This window comes from Burkholderia sp. BCC0044, from assembly GCF_902832955.1.
In the GTDB taxonomy this organism is placed as follows: Bacteria; Pseudomonadota; Gammaproteobacteria; order Burkholderiales; family Burkholderiaceae; genus Burkholderia.
The window spans coordinates 1,111,072-1,131,965 of the sequence record NZ_CADFDO010000002.1; the positions used below are offsets into that span (position 1 = coordinate 1,111,072).

14 protein-coding genes are annotated in these 20,894 nt (G+C 65.7%); 6 read left to right on the top strand and 8 right to left on the bottom strand.

All coding sequences use genetic code 11. The features are described 5' to 3' along the window. Positions 1-8 precede the first annotated feature (8 nt). Positions 9-1,400, bottom strand: a complete 1,392-nt coding sequence (locus HWX14_RS13520) for a sigma-54 dependent transcriptional regulator (protein ID WP_174388432.1) — start codon at positions 1,398-1,400, stop codon at positions 9-11. 1,230 nt (positions 1,401-2,630) lie between these two features. Here HWX14_RS13520 and HWX14_RS13525 point away from each other — a divergent pair. Beyond that, a complete protein-coding gene (locus tag HWX14_RS13525; protein ID WP_175883577.1) occupies positions 2,631-3,209 on the top strand; it encodes a drug:proton antiporter in 579 nt (192 codons plus the stop codon). After that, the gene (locus HWX14_RS13530) at positions 3,206-4,783 is read left to right on the top strand and encodes a mannose-1-phosphate guanylyltransferase/mannose-6-phosphate isomerase (protein ID WP_175883177.1); all 1,578 of its coding nucleotides are present in this window, start codon (positions 3,206-3,208) and stop codon (positions 4,781-4,783) included. The genes HWX14_RS13525 and HWX14_RS13530 overlap by 4 nt, the downstream gene beginning before the upstream one ends. Positions 4,784-4,899: 116 nt before the next feature. Here HWX14_RS13530 and HWX14_RS13535 read toward each other — a convergent pair whose 3' ends face one another. Continuing rightward, entirely contained in the window at positions 4,900-6,183 is a 1,284-nt protein-coding gene (locus HWX14_RS13535) for a right-handed parallel beta-helix repeat-containing protein (RefSeq protein ID WP_175883178.1), read from the bottom strand. Positions 6,184-6,476: 293 nt separating this feature from the next. On the opposite strand from HWX14_RS13535, the gene HWX14_RS13540 reads away from it, so the two are divergent. From HWX14_RS13540 to HWX14_RS13550, 3 genes are all read left to right on the top strand, one after another. Continuing rightward, positions 6,477-7,523 carry a glycosyltransferase family A protein gene (locus HWX14_RS13540; protein WP_175883179.1) on the top strand — a complete coding sequence of 349 codons (1,047 nt, stop codon included), beginning with the start codon at positions 6,477-6,479 and terminating at the stop codon, positions 7,521-7,523. Between the two features lie 318 nt (positions 7,524-7,841). Further along, positions 7,842-8,990 (top strand): glycosyltransferase, encoded by a 1,149-nt coding sequence (locus tag HWX14_RS13545; protein WP_175883180.1) that lies wholly within the window; start codon positions 7,842-7,844, stop codon positions 8,988-8,990. A 27-nt stretch (positions 8,991-9,017) separates the two neighbouring features. Continuing rightward, positions 9,018-10,097 carry a glycosyltransferase family 1 protein gene (locus tag HWX14_RS13550; RefSeq protein ID WP_175883578.1) on the top strand — a complete coding sequence of 360 codons (1,080 nt, stop codon included), beginning with the start codon at positions 9,018-9,020 and terminating at the stop codon, positions 10,095-10,097. A gap of 58 nt (positions 10,098-10,155) precedes the next feature. Here HWX14_RS13550 and HWX14_RS13555 read toward each other — a convergent pair whose 3' ends face one another. The 6 genes from HWX14_RS13555 to HWX14_RS13580 all read right to left on the bottom strand — a co-directional run bounded on the left by HWX14_RS13555 (position 10,156) and on the right by HWX14_RS13580 (position 18,892). After that, complete coding sequence (locus HWX14_RS13555; protein WP_175883181.1) at positions 10,156-11,325, bottom strand: acyltransferase; 1,170 nt, start codon at positions 11,323-11,325, stop codon at positions 10,156-10,158. 86 nt (positions 11,326-11,411) lie between these two features. Beyond that, positions 11,412-12,761 carry an oligosaccharide repeat unit polymerase gene (locus tag HWX14_RS13560; protein ID WP_175883182.1) on the bottom strand — a complete coding sequence of 450 codons (1,350 nt, stop codon included), beginning with the start codon at positions 12,759-12,761 and terminating at the stop codon, positions 11,412-11,414. Further along, positions 12,758-15,031, bottom strand: a complete 2,274-nt coding sequence (locus HWX14_RS13565) for a polysaccharide biosynthesis tyrosine autokinase (protein WP_175883183.1) — start codon at positions 15,029-15,031, stop codon at positions 12,758-12,760. The genes HWX14_RS13560 and HWX14_RS13565 overlap by 4 nt, the downstream gene beginning before the upstream one ends. A gap of 59 nt (positions 15,032-15,090) precedes the next feature. Further along, positions 15,091-16,317 (bottom strand): polysaccharide biosynthesis/export family protein, encoded by a 1,227-nt coding sequence (locus tag HWX14_RS13570; protein ID WP_175883184.1) that lies wholly within the window; start codon positions 16,315-16,317, stop codon positions 15,091-15,093. A 109-nt stretch (positions 16,318-16,426) separates the two neighbouring features. Next, positions 16,427-16,672 (bottom strand): hypothetical protein, encoded by a 246-nt coding sequence (locus HWX14_RS13575; RefSeq protein ID WP_175883185.1) that lies wholly within the window; start codon positions 16,670-16,672, stop codon positions 16,427-16,429. A gap of 363 nt (positions 16,673-17,035) precedes the next feature. Continuing rightward, positions 17,036-18,892: an alpha/beta hydrolase gene (locus HWX14_RS13580; RefSeq protein ID WP_175883186.1), complete on the bottom strand. Its 1,857-nt coding sequence runs from the start codon at positions 18,890-18,892 to the stop codon at positions 17,036-17,038. A 552-nt stretch (positions 18,893-19,444) separates the two neighbouring features. On the opposite strand from HWX14_RS13580, the gene HWX14_RS13585 reads away from it, so the two are divergent. Further along, positions 19,445-20,704, top strand: coding sequence for an oligosaccharide flippase family protein (locus tag HWX14_RS13585; RefSeq protein WP_175883187.1), 1,260 nt, complete (start codon positions 19,445-19,447; stop codon positions 20,702-20,704). Positions 20,705-20,894: the final 190 nt, after the last annotated feature.

Consider the following 20,894-nt stretch of genomic DNA (forward strand, 5'->3'; position numbering starts at 1 on the left):
GCCCTGTATCAATCGGACGAGCCCGTCCCGCGCGGTCGCTCGATGCCGTACGCCTCCATCCAGCGGTACAGCGTCGCGCGCGACACGCCGAGCTCGCGCGCGGAAGCGGCGACGCGCCCGCGCGTCCGCAACAACGCGGTTTCGATCGCCTCGCGCTCGATCGACTTGCGGATGTCGGCCACCGACGGCGACGCCGCATCGAGACAGTATTCGAGCTCGAGATCCTGCGCGGTGATCAGGCGCCCCTCCGTCATCACGACCGCACGGCGCACGCGGTTGATCAGCTCGCGGACATTGCCCGGCCAGTCGTGCTTGTAGAGCGCGGTGATCGCATCCGTCGAGAACCCGCGCACGCGATGGCGCGCATCGCCGCGGAAGCGTTCGAGCATGTGGTGCGCGAGCAATTCGATGTCCTTGCCGCGCGCGCGCAGCGGCGGCTGGTCGATGCGCATCACGCACAGCCGGTGGAACAGGTCGGCGCGAAACCGCCCTTCCTCCATCGCATCGCGCAGGTCGACGTGCGTCGCCGACACGATCCGGACATCGACCGGCACCGGATCGCTTCCGCCAAGACGATGAATCGAACGTTCCTGCAGAAATCGCAGCAGGCTCGCCTGGCTTTCGTGCGGCAGGTCGCCGATTTCGTCGAGCAGCAGCGTGCCGCCGTTCGCGGCCTCGACGTAGCCGATCTTGCGCGCGTTCGCGCCGGTAAACGCACCGCGCTCGTAGCCGAACAGTTCGGATTGCAACAGATGCGGCGGAATCGCGCCGCAGTTGACCGCGACGAACGGGCCGTTGCGCCGCTCCGAATGACGGTGGATCGCGACGGCCGTGAGTTCCTTGCCGGTTCCCGTTTCACCGAACACGAACACCGGTGCGTCGGTGCGCGCGAAACGCCGCACCGTATCGAACAGCCGCAGCATCGCGCTGCAGGTGCCGACGATGCCCTTTTCCTCCGATTCGAGCTGTTCGCGATCGCGCGCGAACAGGCATTCCATGCCGTAGGCATGGCCGACCGTATCGGCGATCCGCTGGTGCGACGCCGGCAGCGTGACGTAGTCGAAGCAGTAGTCGCGCAACAGCGCCCGCACGTTCGGCGACGCGGTCTGGCCGACATCCACGAGCGCCACCCAGACGACGTCGCGCATCGACGCGCAGGTCGACGCGATGCTGCCGATCGCATCGGCGTGGCCGCCGCTCAAGTCGAGAATGCCGCAGGTAATTTCGCCGGACGTGTCACGCAACTCGTTCGCATGCGCGACGACCGACACTTTCCAGTCGCGGCGCGACAATTCCTTTCGCAGCATCACGGACGGCGACTGCGTCCAGTAAATCAGCGGACGCTGCCCGTTACCGTTCCCCGCGCCGGCGCTCTTATCGCGCGTTATTGGCATATTCATAACGAACCATCACTTTCTGCACTCCGCGAACCGTTCGCGTGCGCTGCGGCCGGCGGCGCATGGCCGCCTTTCCGCGCTGCGTTTCCGCAGCCTTGGCGAAGATCGAAACTGCACACGGCTAGAACCCCCGGAGGTCGAGCCGAATGTCATCCGGCCTCGTTGTCATCGAACTCGAACGGAATGCGCGACTACGGGAGCCACGATATTCCGGCTTTGAAGCGACCCGCCGTCAGGCGGGGCACGTCGGCAAACGGAAACTCCGTCCACATGTGCGTCGCGTCGTACACGACAGTCGCGCCCGATGCTGAACCGGAGGGCTGCCAAACCGCGCCCGGATTGACCGCCCCATTTCGTCCGCACCTGAATCTACACCCCGTTTCGAGTTGGCCTTGTTACCAAAAGATAAACGTGAATCAGTCGGTTACGCAGCCGGCCGTTCCGCGCCGCGCCCTTTTGACCACTGAGATTTGATTATCTATGACCATTCCCGTCAATCAGTGGCAAATACTACTTTTCTGCAAGATTGATACCGTCGATTGCCCGCGATTTCCATCGAAATCCCCCAAAAGCGGCGGCACCGTGTTTCTCGCGCCACATAATCGCGCGTGCCACCGGTCAACCGCATCGCATGGCGCCCGCGCGCGGCCCGTCCAGCCGTTACACGTCGTAAACACGTCGTAATCAACGGCATTGCGCCACGCCGGCGCTTTTCGGCGAATCGCCGCCACCCGGCCCGGAATTCGCCGGCCCGGCGCGCGCGTCCCGCGGTGCAGCATGGCGGCCATCTCACTCGACCGGGCAGCCCGCGCGGTTCGGCCGGATGCAGACGCAACGGCAGGTTGCAGCGGCGCTCCGTGCATGCGCACGGGCGGCAGCGTACCGGTCAGCGACGTGCGCAACCGCTGCGCCGAGACGATCGCAATCTTCATGCCCTCCCCCGTTGCGTTATCCGCGTGCGATGTCGGCCGGCCGTGCTTCGCTGCCGGCCGCCACGATGAATCCATTATGAAAAAGCACCGGCCGCGCCGGTGTGTGCTGCCGCACATTGCGACGCCCGGTGGCACGCGCATCGCCTCGTATCCCGCGCCGCGCGTGCGAATCCGGAGTCGTGAGTACGCTTTCGAACAGACCGCTGCACCACGCATCCGGATGATGAAGATCGCCGCGCCGCACGGAACGATCGCGTCCGTGCGGCACGGCGTGCCGAAGGCATCACGCGAGGACAGCATCATGGAATGGCATTGTTGTGAATTCGAACATCTGAGCGCCGTCGATCTCTATGCAATCCTGCGCGCGCGCAACGCCGTGCTGGTGGTCGAGGACGCGCACACGCATCTCGACATCGACGGCAAGGACGCGGGCGCGCTGCACGTCTATGCGAGCGTGCGCAACGGCGACACCACGGAGGTCGCGGCCTACGCGCGCATCCTGCCCGGCGACGACATCGATCCGGACGTCGTGATCGACAAGGTGCTGACGAGCGAAAGCTGCCGCGACGACGACACGCTCGAACGCTTGATGGAACGCGCGCTCACCGCCGCGCAGGCCGCATGGCCGGACACCGCGGTGCGCACGCACGTCCCCGAACCGCGTCAGGCGTTCTACAAACAGTTCGGATTCCGCAAGGCCTACGGCCCGTATCTCGAACAGGGTGCGCCGTTCGTCGGCCTGGTACGGTCGGCCGACCGTGCGGCCGGCGCGCTGCGTCACCTGCTGTCGCGCGCCGTTTCCGTCTCGCGCAATGACGACACGCGCGCCGACGGCCGCGCTCGCACCCGGCTACCCGCCGATACCGGAGCGAACCGATGACCCCCACCCTTCGTCCGGTTCCCGAACCCGATCTGCCGAGCATCCTGCCGGTGATTCTCGCCGGCGGCTCCGGCACGCGGCTGTGGCCGCTGTCGCGCGAGCAGTATCCGAAGCAGCTGATCGAGCTGGTCTCGAACGAGTCGCCGCTGTCGGCGACGGCGCGCCGCCTGAACGGCATCGCGAACGCGTCGCTCGGCGACACGCTGCTGCTCGTCTGCGGCGAACAGCATCGCTTCATGAGCGCCGAGCAGGTGCACGGCCGCTCGGCGCCCGCGCGCATCCTGCTGGAGCCGGCCGCGCGCAACACCGCGCCCGCGCTGACGCTGGCCGCGCTCGACGCGAGCGCGCTCGCGGACGATCCGGTGCTCGCCGTGATGCCGGCCGATCACGTGATCGTCGACGTCGGCGCGTTCCAGGACGCGATCGCCCGTGCGGCGCGCTATGCGCAGGAAGGCGCGATCGTCACGCTCGGCGTGCTGCCGCGCCGCGCGGAGACGGGCTACGGCTACATCCAGGTCGGCGAGCCGCGCTCGGGCCACCACGGCAGCCAGGGCGGCTACGCGATCGGGCGCTTCGTCGAAAAACCCGATGCGACGCTCGCCGAACGCTATCTGCAATCGGGCGATTACTGGTGGAACAGCGGGATCTTCGTCACGCGCGCCTCGGTCTGGTTGAAGGCGATCGGCGCGCTCGCGCCGGACATCCATGCCGCGTGCGAGGCCGCGTGGCGCGCGGGCGTCGCCGACGATCCGTTTTTCCGGATCGATGCGGCGGCCTTCGACGCGTGCCCGTCGGATTCGATCGACTATGCGGTGATGGAGCGCCTCGCGCAACACGGCGAACTCGGCATCGAAGGCATCGTGGTGCCGCTCGCGGCCGGCTGGTCGGACGTCGGCACGTGGGACGCGATCTGGGAAATCATGCCGAAGGACGATCAGGGCAACGTCGCGCGCGGGCCGATCGTGTTCGAGGATACGCAGGACAGCCTCGTGCGTTCGGAGGGCCGTCTCGTCGCGTGCGTCGGGATGAAGGACGTCGTCGTGATCGAGACGGCCGATGCGGTGCTGGTCGCGAACAAGCACGACGTGCAGCGCGTGAAGAACATCGTCGCGCGCCTGAAGACCGACCAGCGCCCGCAGGCGAGCGAGCACCGCAAGGTGCAGCGGCCGTGGGGCCATTACGATTCGATCGATCTCGGCGAGCGCTTCCAGGTGAAGCGGATCGTCGTCGAACCCGGCAGGCGGCTGTCGCTGCAGATGCACTATCACCGCGCCGAGCACTGGATCGTCGTGCACGGCACCGCGAAGGTGACGCGCGGCAACGAGACGTTCCTGCTGTGCGAGAACGAATCGACGTATATCGCGGTCGGCGAAGTGCATCGACTCGAGAATCCTGGGCGGATTCCACTCGAAATCATCGAGGTGCAATCGGGTAACTATCTCGGCGAGGACGATATCGTGCGGTTCGATGATCAGTATGGGCGGGCGGTCGTCGAGACTGCTCAGCCACCGTCAGGGACAACTTCCGCGCTGCCAACGCCCGTCATACCGCTCCCGGCCGGAGAATCAGGCTAACCGGACGGGCCTCTGGAGGAAGCGGAAGAACGCGATGCCGTTCGACAGGTGCGTGCGAATCGCTCCGGCGCGCTCGCCGTGCGGTGCCGAAGGCGCGCAGGCCGCGCACCGCTCGATCAATCGATGCCGCGTTGCGACCAGCGCGGCCGTCTGAGGGATTCGCGCACGCGCGGCAGCAGCGACGTATCGGCGCCGAGCGCGTCGGGCGCGCCCGGCCGAGACTGGGCCGCGCTCGCACACGGAACGCCCCTTGCCTGACTGTTCGCAGAATGACCCGTGGGCGAACCGGCTGCGCAATCCGGTCCAGCCCCGACCCGCACCGGCATGCCGCCGATCCCGGACAACTGATTGTCCGCCAGCCGTATGTTCGACACGTTGCCCCACAACCGAATGCCGTCGAATCGCGCATTCGACACGCGGTTGCCGGTCACGGTCACCCGCGACACCGAACCGGACCACGTGCTGACCTCGATCGCCGCCTGCTGCGTGAGCGGCCGCGAATCGGGCCGGCCTGTCGCCGTCTGGATATCGGCAATCACGTTGCGCTCGATCCGGACGTCCGACGACCCGGCAGTGCGGTTACTGTCTTCCTGCGCGACGAGAATCCCGGCGCTGACCTGTACGTTGCGCACAATGTTGTCCGAAATCGTAACGTCCGCACCGCCGACGACGGTGATGCCACGGCCCCACGGGTTGCCTTCCAGCGAGTTGCCGGCAATCATCACGTTGCGGGTCAGCACGCCCTCCGCCTGGTAACTCACCACGGCGATCATGTCGTCGCCGGTTCCACGCACGACGTTGCCCTGTACCAGCACGTTGTGCGAGCCGTGCGTCATGTGAATACCGTCCGCCAGCGTCGACAGCACCTCATTGCCGACGATCGCGACATTCGCACCGCCGAACACGAAAATGCCGGCGCTTGCGCCGCCGTCGACGATGTTGTCGAGCACCTGCACGTCGCGGCCCGTTACCTCGATCTTCGTCGACTCCGGCGTCGTGAGACGCGTCGTGCCGGTTCCCGTGAGCCGGAACCCGACGAGCGTCGTACCGTCGCCGCGCAGCTCGATCGTCTGATCGTTCGGAGCATTGGCGATCAGCGTCGCGCCGAAGCCAGAGAGCACCACACGCGCCTGCCGCACGATGAGCGAGCGGCCGACGACATAGCGCCCCGGTGCGAATACGAGCCGCTGCCCCGGCCGCAGCGCGTCGAGCGCACGTTGCAACGCGTCGCCCTGATCTGCCGCGACGGGGTCCGGACGCACGTACGCGTCCGGTATGGACGCAGGAGCCGCGGCCGCGGCGGTAGCGGGCACGGCGAGTTCCGGCCACGACAGTGCGCCCGCCATGCACATGCCGGCGATCACGCTGTATATGAACGATTGGCGTTGCGATCCATGCATATCGAATCGTTTCCCTGGTAAGCCTTTGTGCGCGTCGAACCGTACGCGCTGACGCGCAGATCGCTTGGCCCGCTCGCAGCGCCGACGAAGGCGCCGACGCTCCGACGTTGATTAGATCACTGGCCCCAACCGGCTTCGGTGCGTCATCAGACCAATCGATCCAGCACCGCGTCGACCACCCAATATTCCACCGCGCGACGCGAATCGCGAACGGTAGGCTCGCGAACTGTGCGCTGCCAGGCGATCCGTATCATGACCACGATTGCCGCGCGCTGCTCGACCGATTTCCGCACATGAACGACCTGACCATCGCAATCTGCAACTACAACCACGGTACGTACCTGCGCGACGCGATCGACTCGGCGCTCGCCCAGACCGTGCACGATGTCCGCGTGCTGATCGTCGACGACGGGTCGACCGACGATTCACGCGACATCATTCGTTCGTACGGTGAGCGCGTGACAGCGGTGTTCCAGGAGAATCGAGGTCAGGTTGCCGCGTACAACCGTGCGCTGGAGCACGTCACGTCGCGCTACGTCATCCTGCTCGACGCGGACGACCTGCTCTATGCGGACGCTGCGGAACGCGTGCTCGCCGCGTTCGCATCCGGCGATTTCGTGAAGGTACATTTCCGGCTCGACGTGATCGCGCACGACGGTGCGCGGACCGGCGCGAGCGTGCCGCAGTCGGCAGTCGATACGGATTGCGGCCGCCTGCTGCGGGCGGGCTGGCTGTACCCGTCGCCGCCTGCATCGGGCAATGCGTATCGGGTCGCCGCGCTGAAGCGCATCTTTCCGGTGCCCGTTACCGCCGACAATCGGCATGGCGCCGATTTCTACGCGATCTACGGCATCGCGCTGCTCGGTGCCGTCCACATGATCGACGCGACGCTCGGCGGCTATCGCGTGCACCAGCAGTCGAACACAAGCGCGGGCGACGGCACCGCACTCGCACTCGCCAATTCGGAAGACGCGGCCACCGGCGCACAGAAGGCAGAACGCCGCTGGTCCATCCTGCGCACGCTCGCGGGCACGCGGTTGCAGGAAGCGCTACCGATCGTCCCGCTCGACTTCGCGATCGAAAAGGCACACTTCGCGAGCACACTCTATCGCGCGCCGTTGGCCCGGCGCTGGCACTGGTTCCTGTGCGAATCGGGACGCTACTGGCACACCGTGCTGCGCAATCCGTTCTGGCGTCCGGCCAAGAAGGCGGCCGTCGCCGCGCTGTCGCTCGCATGTCTGCTGCCGTCGTCCGCGCTGAGCAATCGCGCGATCCGCTACCTGTCCAATCCCCTCGCCCGCGTTCGCAAGCTGCCTGCCCGACGCGCCGACGTGCAATGAACGCAGCCCGATCGCGACTGAGCCAGTCGAAACGCTTGTTCGGTTAGCCATCGCACCCAGTGCATTCAGCACGCGCTGCACAATGGTCCGGACCAGTTGATGTACGCGTGACCGTCAACATTCGCGGCTGCGTGACGTGATCGCGCAACCGACTACGGCAGACGGGAAGCAATGTCCGCGACGAACCCGCATTCATCAATCAGGAATGCGTAATACACATGACGTCTGGTTTGCTCCACCCGCTTGCGACTTGACGATACGCCGCCCCCATCGTCGCGCTGAGCAACGAACAGTGCGATCGAATCGACAGACCCAGAGATGACCAAAGAAAAGATCGTTCATATTGCCGAGGCGTTCGGCGGCGGCGTGCTGTCGATGCTGACCTATCTCGCCAACCATGCCGCCGCGGCCGGTGTCGACGTGACGGTACTTCACTCGATCCGGCCGGAAACTCCGAGCGATTTCCCGAAGCTGTTCCGACCCGACGTGAAGCTCGTCTACGTCGACATGGTGCGCGAGGTCAACGTCCCGCAGGATCTGCGTAGCTTGCGGGCGCTGGTCCGGAACCTGCGTGAATGCAGGCCGACCGCGATTCATCTGCACTCGTCGAAGGCCGGCGTGCTGGGCCGCATCGCCGCCCGGATTGCCGCGCCGAATGCGACGGTCCTTTACTCGCCGCACGGTCTGTCATTCCTGCGTTGCGACGTGTCGCGCATGAAGCAGTTCGCGTATCTAAGCTTCGAGCGCATTGCGGCGCGCATCGGCGGGACCATTGTCGCGTGCTCGGGCAGCGAGCTCGGCGAGATCAACGGAAAAGTCCAGGCGAAATCGGCGGTGCTGGTGGAAAACGGTGTCAACGTCGCGGAGATTCCGCCCCGCCGAACGCGCAACGACCGAAAAGTCGTCATCGGGATGAGCGGTCGCGCGTCGTTCCAGAAGAATCACGAAGCATTCGTGCAACTCGCAGACAAGCTGCACGGCTCCGACGTCGAGTTTCTCTGGATCGGCGGCAACGAGGCGGAGATCCCCGATTCCGCTCGGCGCGAGGCCGTCGCGTGCAGCGGCTGGGTGACCCGCGAGCGTGCGCTCGCGCTCACGTCGGAACTGGACATCTACGTCCAGACCTCCCGCTGGGAGGGCATGCCGGTCGCGCTGATCGAGGCGCAGGTTGCCGGGATCCCGGCCGTGGTGACGGACGTCGTCGGCAATCGCGACGTCGTGATTCACGGCGTGACGGGCTACGTCGCGTCAACCGCCGACGAGATGGTCGGGTACCTGATCACGCTGCGCGACGACCGTCAGCTTCGCGAGCAGATGGGCCAGGCCGCGCGAAATCGCGCCATTCAGCGGTTTTCGATGAGCGCGATCTTCCGGCAATGGCATGCGCTTTACGGACTGGGCACCGACGAGCCGCTCGTCGACACTCGCGACTTCGAGCCGGTTGCCGCGGATCACGTCAAAGCCTGATTTCGATTTCGCCATTCAATGACTGACATGTCCGCTTTCAAGAAACCGCAACAACTCGTCTATAACGGCCGCTTCACGACGCAGAAGACGACTGGGGTGCAGCGCGTCGCACGCGAGCTGATCGCCGCGTTGATCAAGGTTCGCCCGCATGATCCCGTGACCGTCCTCGTGCCTCCTCAACCTGCCGTCGCGGTGAGCGGCGCGACGACGGTCAAGATCGGTTTTTACAAGGGCGTGGTCTGGGAACAGCTGGTGCTGCCTCTCTTCGCCCGCCGCGGCCGTATCGTCAATCTCGGCAATTCGGCGTCCATCTTCATCGGCAACCAGATCATCTACATGCACGATGCAGCCGTGTTCGACACACCGGCGCATTTTTCCAGGACGTTTCGCATGTGGTACCGCGTCATGTTCTGGATCCTCGCCCGCACGTCCGTGTGCGTGCTGACCAATTCCCGCTTCTCACGGGATCGCCTCGCTCACCACTGTGGCGTGCCCCCCGAGAAAATCCGCGTCGTGCCGCTCGGCGCGGATCATCTCGATGCACTGGAGCCGGACACGAGCGTGCTCGACAAGCATGGGCTGACACCGGACCGTTTCGTACTCGCCGTCAGCAGCATGAATCCGACCAAGAATTTCGCCCGGCTGATCGCGGCATTCCGGCAGATCGACGATCCTGCGGTCGATCTCGTCATCGTCGGGATGCAGAACACCACCGTGTTCGGCAAGCAGGGGCATGTCTCGGCAGCAGAACCTAACATCAAGTACGTCGGCTACATCAGCGACGAGCAATTGAAGGCGCTGTATCAGAACGCCGCGTGCTTCCTTTATCCGTCGATCTACGAAGGCTTCGGGATACCGCCGCTCGAAGCGATGCGCTACGGCTGCCCGGTCGTCGTCGGCCAATCCGCGGCGCTGCCGGAAGTCTGCGCCGATGCTGCGCTGTACTGCGATCCGTATTCGCAGGACGACATCGCGCAGCAATTGCGAACCGTGCTCGATTCCGCCGAGCTCAGGGCAGAGCTCAAGCTCAAAGGCCGCCTGCACGCGGAGAAATACCGCTGGAGCCGAAGTGCCGAGATGATGACGGAGATCTTCGAAACGCTGTAGCGTTTCATGGCACGCTGGCGCCGCAACGAACGCCGGCGTGCTCCGCCAGCCGCGCGGCTTATCCTGCGCCGATCGCGCTGCCGGTCGCGATCCGGCCATTGCCGAACAAGCGCGTGCCCAGATACGACCGGATGGGTTCCTCGATGAATTTCGCGAGGCCGGCGGCGGCCACGATCGACAGCAACGCGGCAAACATCGCCGTCCTGACAACGTGGATCTCTGCCTGGGGCGCATAGGTGAACACCAGCCTGCCGATCGGATAGTGCACACAGTAAAGCGGATACGAGATCCAGCCGAGGAACGCGCTGATCCGGGCAATCGTCTTGCCGCTCGGTGCGAGCATGGCACCGCGATAGACCAGCGCGGGTGCGACGAACAGCAGGATCGCCGCCGAATACGTGCCCTTGATCGACGTCGGAAACGCAACGACCAGCACGAAGGCGACAAACAGCATGTAGTCGTTCTTGACGAGTCCGGCGACGAACCAATGCGGTTTCGCCGGGAGATTGGCGTCGTACATCTTTCCAATCGCAACGCCCAGCAGGAACCCGTAGCCGACCCTGAAGAATCCGCCCATGAAATTGTCGGCCGACCAGCCCTGATTGAGAATGACCGAGACCTTGCCGTTGTCGAAGCCCACGAGCACGCCGTACACGACGAAAGCGCCGAAGCATGCGTATGCCAGCCTCAGGAGGCTCCGCTCGCTCATCCTGACTGCAGCGATCAGCGCAACGCTCGCGACCAACTCGAAGAACAGCGACCACGCCGGCGGATTCAGCGGAAACACACCGGGATCGTTGACGCCCGGCAAGCTGTGATTCGCGGCGCCGGCAAATCCGGATACCGGAAAACGGCCGAGATACGGAACGGCAAAATAATTCTGGCCGGTGGCTGCCGCCAGGTTGCCCAACGAAAACGCCGCCGACGAATGAATGCGCATGACGACGAGGCTCACCACCCCTATCGTCATCCCGATGCATATCATCGGATACAGACGAATCACGCGTCGCTTCAGATAGGCGTCCTGCCACGCTCCCTGGCGCAATCTTTCTCCGTAAGAGTACGTCAGGATGAATCCGCTCAACATGAAAAAGATGTCTACCGAAAGATAGGCACTCTGCAGTATCGGAATCGGCAGATCCTGCAGGAAATGCATGAACATCACGCTGATTGCAGCGATGCCGCGCAATCCATCCAGGATTTCGAATTTCTGTTTTTGAGTAGTCATGGAAGGTAGCGGCAACGGGGAAATGATCAAGCGACTCGATGATGTCGATTCGGCGCGGCATGCCCCGTCCCGCGCGTCCATCACTTCTATCGCGACAACAGAGGATCGATGCGCGTGACGCGGGTGTCGGGCGCGACACCCGCCGGTGTCTTGGCAAACCAGCGGAACACGACGATCAACAGTACGACCGGCACGAAATTCCGTCCGCTGAACAGGTTCGGCGTTCGCATGATTTCCATGACCGAGACGAACAGCACCGCATGGATGCAGCACCAGAACCCGTTCCCGGTCCGCCAGCCCGCATAGCTTCGACCAACCGCCCAGCCGAGCATGATCGCATCGAACAAACCGAACCATCCCCACTCGTAGAAGTGGACGAAAATTCCCGACGGGTTGTTGAACTCGGGGTCGGCATAGCTGTTCAGGAACAGGTTGATGCTGTCACCCGAGTCGAGCCACGGCTGCAACGTCGCACCGATGACGGGGAAGCGCAGCAGCCAGTCGAACGTGAACATCGGGTGGCCCTGGTTCCAGCCCAGCACACTCACGATTCCCGCGCCGTTGTTCAATGAGGTCGAGTAATACAGGCCGAGCCGCTCGAGCGCAAAATCGAACAGGTTGTCGTAGATATTGACGTAATAGGCTTCCCACGACCGGTTGTACTCGTTCGCGATGAACAGGCCGAACAGCAACGGGATCGCCGCATAAGGACCAAGCGTCAGCAGACGAGCATATCTGCCGCCGAGCCGGAACCGCACGACCATGAGCGCAAGCGGCATCACCATCTCGATCAGTGCAAGCCGTTCCGCGAAGACGAAGCTGCGCAACAGCGTCAGCACCGCAAGCACGGCGAAATAGATCTTGTAGCGATTCAGTCCCTTTACCGGCGTCCTGAACACATAGAAATACAGCACGACGAACGGTGCGGTGGCCTGCGTGAACGTGCTGAGGCCCGTAATGCGCCCTTTCAGTTCAAGCATGTCGTATGCATTCGCCTCGCCTCGCACGAACGCGACCAGGAGCGCCGGATGCAAGAGGATGCCGCTCAGCAACAAGACATAACCGAACAGCGCAAGCGCGAACACGAAATCGAGCACGCGAGGCGACAGCTCCACCGCGGCGGGAGGCGGCCCGCGCCGCGTCCGAACCTCGGCCGTCGCGAGCCACGCCGTCATCGTCAGCACGATCAGGAACAATGCGCCGACAAACGCGTAGTAGCCGTCGAAATAGATCCGTGCAATCGATTTCTGGTCGCCGAGCAGGCTGAGCGAAAGCAGGCCATACAGCGGCAGGATGAACATCAACACGAGCCGGGCCGGATCCTCCCACCAATAGCCCGTATAACCGTCGGCTTGATCGCGCATGCGCGCCATCCTGCGCCGCGTCACCGGCCGCTCCCGCGGCCCGCCTCCTGCCCCGCCCGCCCGCCAGTTCATGACGCGCGTTCCATTCTTTGCCGCTGCGCCATCGCTCCGGCGTATCCGGACGCGGCCTGATGCGTATTCGCATCCGCGTAGCCGTAGTCGTACCGTCCGGGCACGCCGGTGTAATCGTTGAGGATCACGCCGCGCACGTCGATATGCGCGTGCTCGAGCCGCCGCGCGCTTTCGTCGAGCTCCGTCAGCGTCGTCACGCCGCTACGCGCGACGAGGAACACCGTGCCCGCCAGACGCCCGAGCACCAGCGCATCGGCGACCGGCAGCAACGGCGGGCCGTCGAGCACGACCATGTCGTAGCGCGACGCGACCTGCTCGATCAGTCGGGCGAGCGCGGGCTGCAGCAGCAGTTCGCCCGGATCGGAAACGACGTTGCCCATCGCGATGAAATCGAGGCCTGGTGTGATGCCGCGCTTGATTGCCTCGTCGAGCGCGTGAGTGCCCGCCACCACGTCCGACAGCCCCGGCGCGCGGCTATAGCGGAACCGGTCGTGCAGCGAACCCTTGCGCAGATCGGCATCGATCAGCAGGACCCGCCGTTTCGCGGCACCGACGAGCGATGCGATATTCGCGGCAACGAACGACTTGCCGACGCCCGTCGTCGGCCCGGAGATCAACACGACGGGATTCGATGCGGCCGGCATCGACAATTGCAGCGACGCGCGGAGACTGCGCAGGCTTTCGAGCGCGGCGTCCTGCGCGTCGACCGGCGCGATCGACATGCGCGGACCGGGCCGGCCCGCCTTTGGCCGCAGTTCCGCTGCCGCCGCGACCGCACTGTGCGGGACCGTCGCGAACACGGGCAGCCCCGTCGCCCATTCGATTTCCTCCGCGTCGCGGATCGTGCCGACGACGCGCTGCCGGGCGATCACGATCGCCGCGCCCGCCAACAGGCCTACCATCAGCAAGCCCACTGCCGCAACCGCGCGATGCGGACCGATCGGCTGCTCGGCGACCTTCGCCGTATCGACGATCCGCACGGTGCCCGTCTTGCTGGCACGCGCGAGGATCATCTGCTGGCGCGTATTGAGCAGGTTCGTGTACAGCGCGGTGTCGACGGCCACGTCACGCTGCAGTTGCAGCACGCCTTGCTCCACGGTCGGCAACTGCTGGATCTGCTTGCGCGTCGTGTCGAGCGAACGCTGCGCATCCGCGAGCTGCGCATCGACGGCCACGACGGCCGGATGCTTCGGCATGAAGCGCGTCATCAGTTCCTCGCGCCGCTGCTGCAGCGTCTGCACGCGCGTCTCGATGTCGACCGCCTGTTGACGCAATGCCAGCGCTTCGTCGCTCGTGTTGACGGTCCCATGCGATGCGCGGAATGCGTTGAAGCGGTTTTCGGCCGCTTCCAGTTGCGCCTTCAGCTGCGGCAACTGGCCATCCATGTAGCGGATCAGCTTGTCGGCCGCCTCGGACTTGCGTTGCGTGTTCTGCGCCAGATACGCGTCGCCGATCGCGTTCAGCACGCGACTGTCGTGCACGGGATCGGTGCCGTCGAGCGTCACGCCAACCATGTTCGACTGCTTGCCGCGCTCGGAGATCAGCGCGTTCTTCTGCAGCCACGTGGTCGCCTCCTCGTCGCTGTAACGCGTCAGGTCGAAGCGTGCGCCGGGCTTGCCGGCCACGTCGCGCACGAACACGTCGATCGGCCCGTCAGGCGTCTCGATGTGCAGCGGCTGGCCGATACGGCCCTGCCATATCGGCCCTTTCCGGCCGAAGATGCCGGTGCGCTGCAGCGTATAGGCGCCGTCATCGCCGACGGACAGCGCGAAGCGCTTGCCAAGCAGACGTTTCGGCACGTCGAAGGTCGGCACGTCGATGCGCTCGGTGCCGTATACGTATCCACCCGGCAACGGCGACGACAGCCCGTCAGCCGCGCTCACGAACCGCCACCCGATCAGCGGCAGGTAATGCGGCCGCACGTCGAGTGCGAGGTTGGTGCTGTCGATCGCGCGGTCGAGCACCGCGCGGGATTTCAGCACCTCGATCTCGGTCGATGCATCCGTCTTCAGATCGAACACCGACGACGGATCGCCAGGTGGTGACGTCTGCTTCGAATCGGTCTGGCTTTGCTCGACCTGGAACAGGATGTCGGAGCGGTAGACGGGGGCCGCGCACAGCGCGTACAGGCCGCCGACGAACGCGCCCGCGAGCGCCGTGCAAAGAATCAGGCGCCGGCCGCCATACAGCATGCCCCAGTAGCGGCGCACCGGATAGGACGGCCGCAGAATGCGCCCGCTGTGCGGGTCAGGCAGGGTCGAAGTGTTCATACAACATCAGTCCCGTATGGCGCGACGCACGGTCGCGGTCACGAAATCCGCCGCGGGCATCACGGCGAAATGGCCTTCGCCGTCAGCGCCCCTTGCGCGGACGACGGAATCAGCAGGTTCACGACGCGGCTCCAGCGCACCAGCGACGACGCGTCGACGAACACGACGTCTCGCCGCTCGAGCGGAAACTGGTCGGCGAGCGCGAACGACGCGGGCGAACTGCCGTCGAGGTGGTACACCCGCGGACGATTGTCCGGGCCGCGGCGCACGACGAACACCTGGCGCGCGTCAGACGTGTACTGACTCACGCCGCCCGTGTCGCCGAGCGCTTCGCCGAGGCTCATCCGGCCGTCGGTCAACGTCAGCGTCGCGGGCCGCGACACCTCGCCGAGCACGAACACCTTCGCGTCGCTCGCCGCGCGCACGCGCACGAGATCGCCGTCGCGCAACAGGATGTTCGACGGATTCACGCCCGCCGCGATCAGCGCGGGCAGGCTCACGTTCACGGTCCGGTCACCGCGCGTCACCGAAACCTGCGAGCGGTCTGCCGTCGGGGTGAAACCGCCGGCGCGGTCGATCGCCTCGGGCAGCGTCATCGGCATGTCGTTGACGATCTGCAGGCCCGGCGTACGCACCTCGCCGTCGAGATAGACACGCTTGCTGCGGTAGCTCTGCACACGCAGCGCGAGCTGCGGCTTGCGCACGTACTCGCCGAGCCGCTTCGTCAGCAGCGCGCCTGCCTGCGCCTCGGTCAACCCGGCCACGTGAACGAGGCCCGCATACGCGAACTGCACGTTGCCGTTCGCGTCGACCGTGTAGCCCGTCGCGACCGAACTGGCGCCGACCCCGTCGCCGCCGCCGATCGTCTGCGTCGTCGGCAAGTTCAATTCGGGGTGGTCCCATACGACGATGCCCAGCACATCGCCGGGGCCGATCGTGTACGGCATCGGCTTGCCGAACAGCTGGCGGATTTCCGCGTCGACGTTGGCCGGCCGCCCCGCATGGTGCTGCGCGACGAATGCCGGCGTGATCTCGATCAGATCCGCGCTCGACACGTTCTGCACGCCGTCGAGGCCGCCCGAGCTCGATGCGTCGGCGCTCACGTGCGCATTCGCGTCACGCTCGGCCGGTGGGTGGTACGTCATGCCGGGCGACAGCGCGCATGCGCTCAGTACGCACGCGGCCGCCGCGATCGCCATGCGCGACTGCCACGGTGCGCGACGGGCGACGGCCCTGCGTGGCCTCGGCGTGCCGAGCGTCGATTCCGGTTGCGTGGTGATTGACATGATGTCCTTCCAAAACTGTGCGGTAACCCGCCGAACGCGGCGAATTCCGGCATTACGCTTGCCCAGCGCGGCTCGCATTGCATTGCCGCACCGCCCTCTTCACCGCACGTCATTCCGTACGATTCGTCATGAACTTCTCTTCTTCGCTTTCGTCATTCGTCTGCATCGTGTCGGCCGGCTTTGCCTGTGCCGCCGGTGCGCAGACGCTGTCCGGCACACCCGCCGACACACCGCCTTTTGCGTCGTCGACGCTACCGGGCCCGGTGCCGACACAACGTTCGGCGCAATCCGCTGTCGCAAAGGCGGCCGCCGAACCTGCCGCGCCCGCGTCCGCGGATGCAGCGCCGGCGTTCACGCGTCCCGCCGCGAACGCCGCCGTTCAGCCCGACGCGCGCGCCCGCAGCACGTTGCGCCGGCCGCTCGTCCCAGCGCGTCCGCATCGCGCGCAGGTAGCCAATACACCGGCCGACGACGTATGGCGCAGCGACACGTTGTACGCATCGCCCTACGCGAAATCACCCTATGACGTGCCCGGTGGTCCGGACTGACACATCCCGCCCGGTCATGCCGCAGCATGGCCGCGCATGCATCGATAAGGGATTTGACACCACGGCGAACGGCGCGTCTGTGAGCAACCCCACCGAACGCCGATCTTCATACGAAGTGGGGATCGCACCCCGACGCGTCGGCGCATGCGATGCATACGGCACAGCGCGCATCACGGCCTGCCGACCGACACGTTCGCGTACGATCCGGCGGCCGCTTCAAGCGCGGCAGGATCCGAGACGCGCACGACCGGCCTCGCCGAATCACGGCCGAGCGCCTGCATGCAAAGCCCGATCACGATGTCCGTGCCGGCCGCGCCGTACACCGCGTGATCGACCTGCGGCTCGAGATGCAGCCGCACGTGACGCGAGCCCCTGAACGCGTGCTCGATCGCACCGAAGTGGCGCCGCACATCGTCGATGCCGGGATCGAGCGCACCGTACACCAGCGTCGTCCGGACATTGCGTTGCGCAAGCACGTGCATCACGCCGCGGGGTGTGCCGACGCGCGGCTTCCAGCCGACGCGCGCGGCGGCCTTCTTCACCGGCACGCTGACCCGCGCGATCGCATTGGCGGCGATCGCCCGCACGATCGGCCGCAAGTCGCGCCGTTCGCGCACGAGGCGCTTCCACTTTTGCCAGTCGCGCACCGACAGCCAGTAGCCGCGCACCGAGTTGTTCCTCTGCTTCTGCACCGCGTCCAGCGAGAGGCCGGCCGGCCACACGAAGCGCGCCAGATTGATCGCGATCACGCCGCCGAGCGATGGTGTCTTCACGGCCGCATGCAATGCCGCATAGGCGCCCGAACAGATGCCGGCCGCGAACACTTCCGGGTAGCCAAGCGCGCGCAGCCAGTCCGCGGCGGCGGCCACGTCGTCGATCGACTGCGCCGAATACACGACGCGGGACTGGTCGTCGGGCGCGGCGACCCCGCTGTCGCCCACGCCGTTCACGTCGATCCGCAGCGTCGTGACGCCGGCGCGTGCGAGCGTGCGCGCGAGGCGCACGCTGAAGCGGCCTTCTCCGCTGCGCGGATTCGTCGACGTGTTCGCGATCACGAGCGCCGGCGCGATGGGATTCGCAGGCCCCGTATCGGCGGGACGGCACAGCACGCCGACCAGCCGGTCCGATCCTACCGCGACGACCTGCTCGGTCATGTCCGTCATGTCGAGCGCGACGGCCGATTCGCCATTCCATGGCGGATCCAGCAGCCGCGCCGGGTCGGTGCCGGCCCGCACGCGCGGAACCCGTTCGGCGATCCAGTTCGCGAGCGTGTCGATCGCCTCGAGCGGCAGGCGCGAGCGCGTACCGTCCAGCATCGTCGTCGACCATTCGCGGAACGAATCGGTCGCCACGTCGACGCCGCGCGCGACCAGCGCATCGCGCAACGCAGGCCCGTCCCCCTGATCGGGTTGAATCAGCAGCATCGTGCCGGGCAACGTCGGTACATCGCGCACGACGTCGCACAGATCGACTGCCTTCAACGCATCGACGAAATCGTCGGGAAAGCGGTGCCCGAGCACGTTCATGCACGGTTCGTCGCGATGTGCGGTGCGAATCGCCGGCGACGTGATGTCGAGCCACTGGCGATGCACGAACGACAACTCGCGAAGGTAAGCGCGTCCGCGCACGACCGGCGCGAGTGCCACCAACGCGTCGACGCGCGGCGACGGGTGCTGCCCGTCGCCCGCGGCGGCCAGCATCGCGAACAGCGCGCCCGCGCGGATTCCGACGAGCGTCAGCGACGCGACACCGACCTGGTCGCGCAGCAGATCGATCGCATCGTGAATGCTGCCGATGGTAGCGGCGTGCCGACCGGTGTCGCGATCGTCGCCTGCGGAATCACCGGTGCACGGATAGTTGAATCGCAACACCGTGACGCCGTCGCGGGCAAGGCGCTCGGCGATCGCCCGCATGAACTTGTGCGTCCACGATGCCTCATGGCCCAACGATTCGCACAGGATCACGCCTTGTGTCGTCTGTCCTTCGTGCAGCCACCCCATGCAGCTGCCGAACATGATCGGCTTCAATCGGTACTCCTCGGATCGGTATTTTTATCGGACGCGGACACGCGTTCCGGCGGCTCCCCCGGAATGAGCGATTCCACGATCATGCGACTGCTCGACGAACGCGCGGCAGCAGCCCCCGCCGCGCCCCTGCGCGGCCCGCCCATGCGTGGCTCCGCTCCCCATGCCCGCGGGACGTGATGTTGCGTGCCCGAGGCGTCGTCAGACGGTTTGCACCGTGAACCAAAACAGTGCACTCGATTAAAGCACTCGGTTCGAGCGTCCTTCGGTGCGCCAGCTTACAAATAGATTCATCACTGTCGCGATACGACGACGCGCGACGGCGCGCTCGGTGTCGGGATTCATGCCGCACGCACGAACGGAATCGGCGAACGGTAGGCTCGCGAACACAGTCGTCCGGTGCGGCCCGTATCATGACCGCCATACGATGTGGCCGTGCCCGGCGACGCCGGACGCGCCACCAACCCATGCAACCGGGTCAGCGCCGACCGGATGCACGCGCGCACCGCGGCCCCATGCCGCCGCACTGCGACACCCACGGCGCCGACCGAGCGAATGTCAAACCTCAAGAAGAATTTCCTGCTGCTGCTGACGTTGCAGATTTCGATGTACGCAGTGCCGCTCCTGATCGCACCGCTGCTGACGCACGCACTGGGCCCGGAAGGCTACGGGCAACTCGCGTTCTCGCTCGCGGTCATCGCCTACCTTACCAATTGCACGAGCTACAGCTTCGACCTGACCGCCACGCCGCGCATCGCGCTCGCCCGCGACGACCGCGCCGAACGCTCCCGCATCTTCTGGGCGACGTTGTACGCACAAATCGGGATCGCGATGATCTGCTTCATCGTGCTGGTCGCGCTGACCTTGCTGTTCAAGCGCTTCGGCGAGGACCGCGACCTGCTGCTGATCGGTTTCGGAATGGTGGCCGGCGTGGCGTTCACGCCGGGCTGGTATTTCCAGGGCATGGAAAAGCTGCGCGCGCTGAGCGTAATCCTGTTCATCGGCCGCATCCTGAGCCTGCCCGCGATGTTCGCGCTCGTGCACAGCCCGGCGGACATCGACCGCGCGATGATCGTCAACGCAGCCGTCCCGACGCTGTCCGCGATCGTGCTCGCCATCTACCTTTATGCTCAGCGCGAAATCGATTTCGTTCGCGTGGGTTTCTCCGACATCGCGGAATCGTTGAAAGGCGGCTGGCAGGTGTTCCTCGCGTCGACGTCCATTGCGTTCTATGCGTCGACCAACACCGTGCTGCTCGGCTTCGTATCGGGCAACGTCGCGGCCGGCTACTTCGCCGCCGGCGACAAGCTGATCCGCGCGGCGCTCAGCATGCTGCAGCCGCTGAAGGCGGCCACCTATCCCCGCATCAGTTACCTGATGCGGCACGCACGCAACGACGCGTTCTCGTTCCTGCGCAAGCTGTTCGTCGTCCAGGTCGCGATGGTGCTCGGCATCTCGCTCGCGATCTTCTTCGGCGCGCCGCTCGCCGTGCGCATCCTGTATGGCCCTTCGTACGAACCTACGGTCCAGGTGCTGCGCTGGATGGCCTTCATTCCGTTCATGGCCGGCATGACCGACCTGTTCGGTATACAGACGATGCTGCCGCTCGGGATGAAGTCGGCATTCACGAGAATCCTGATGTCGTCGGGCATTCTGAACATCGTGCTGGTACCCGTGCTCGCAAAGTACTTCGCCGAACTGGGCGCCGCTGCCGCCGTGCTGACGGCCGAGGCTGCAGTCGCCGCGGCACTCGCAACCGTCGTCTATCGCGCCGGGATTCCGCTGCCCGGCAGTCCGGTCGCGCGACGCGGCTAGCGCACCGTTGGCGCCGCCCGGCTTCTCCGACGAGGCGGCCGGCATCCGACGGTGTTCTATTCGATGCGCGCGCAACGAACCGTATCACGCGGGCACACGCATCTGACCTCCCACCCGCTCCGAACGCTCGCGCGCAGGTACTTCTTACCCCTGCCACACACCCGCAATCGGGAACGATGACCGCCTTTCC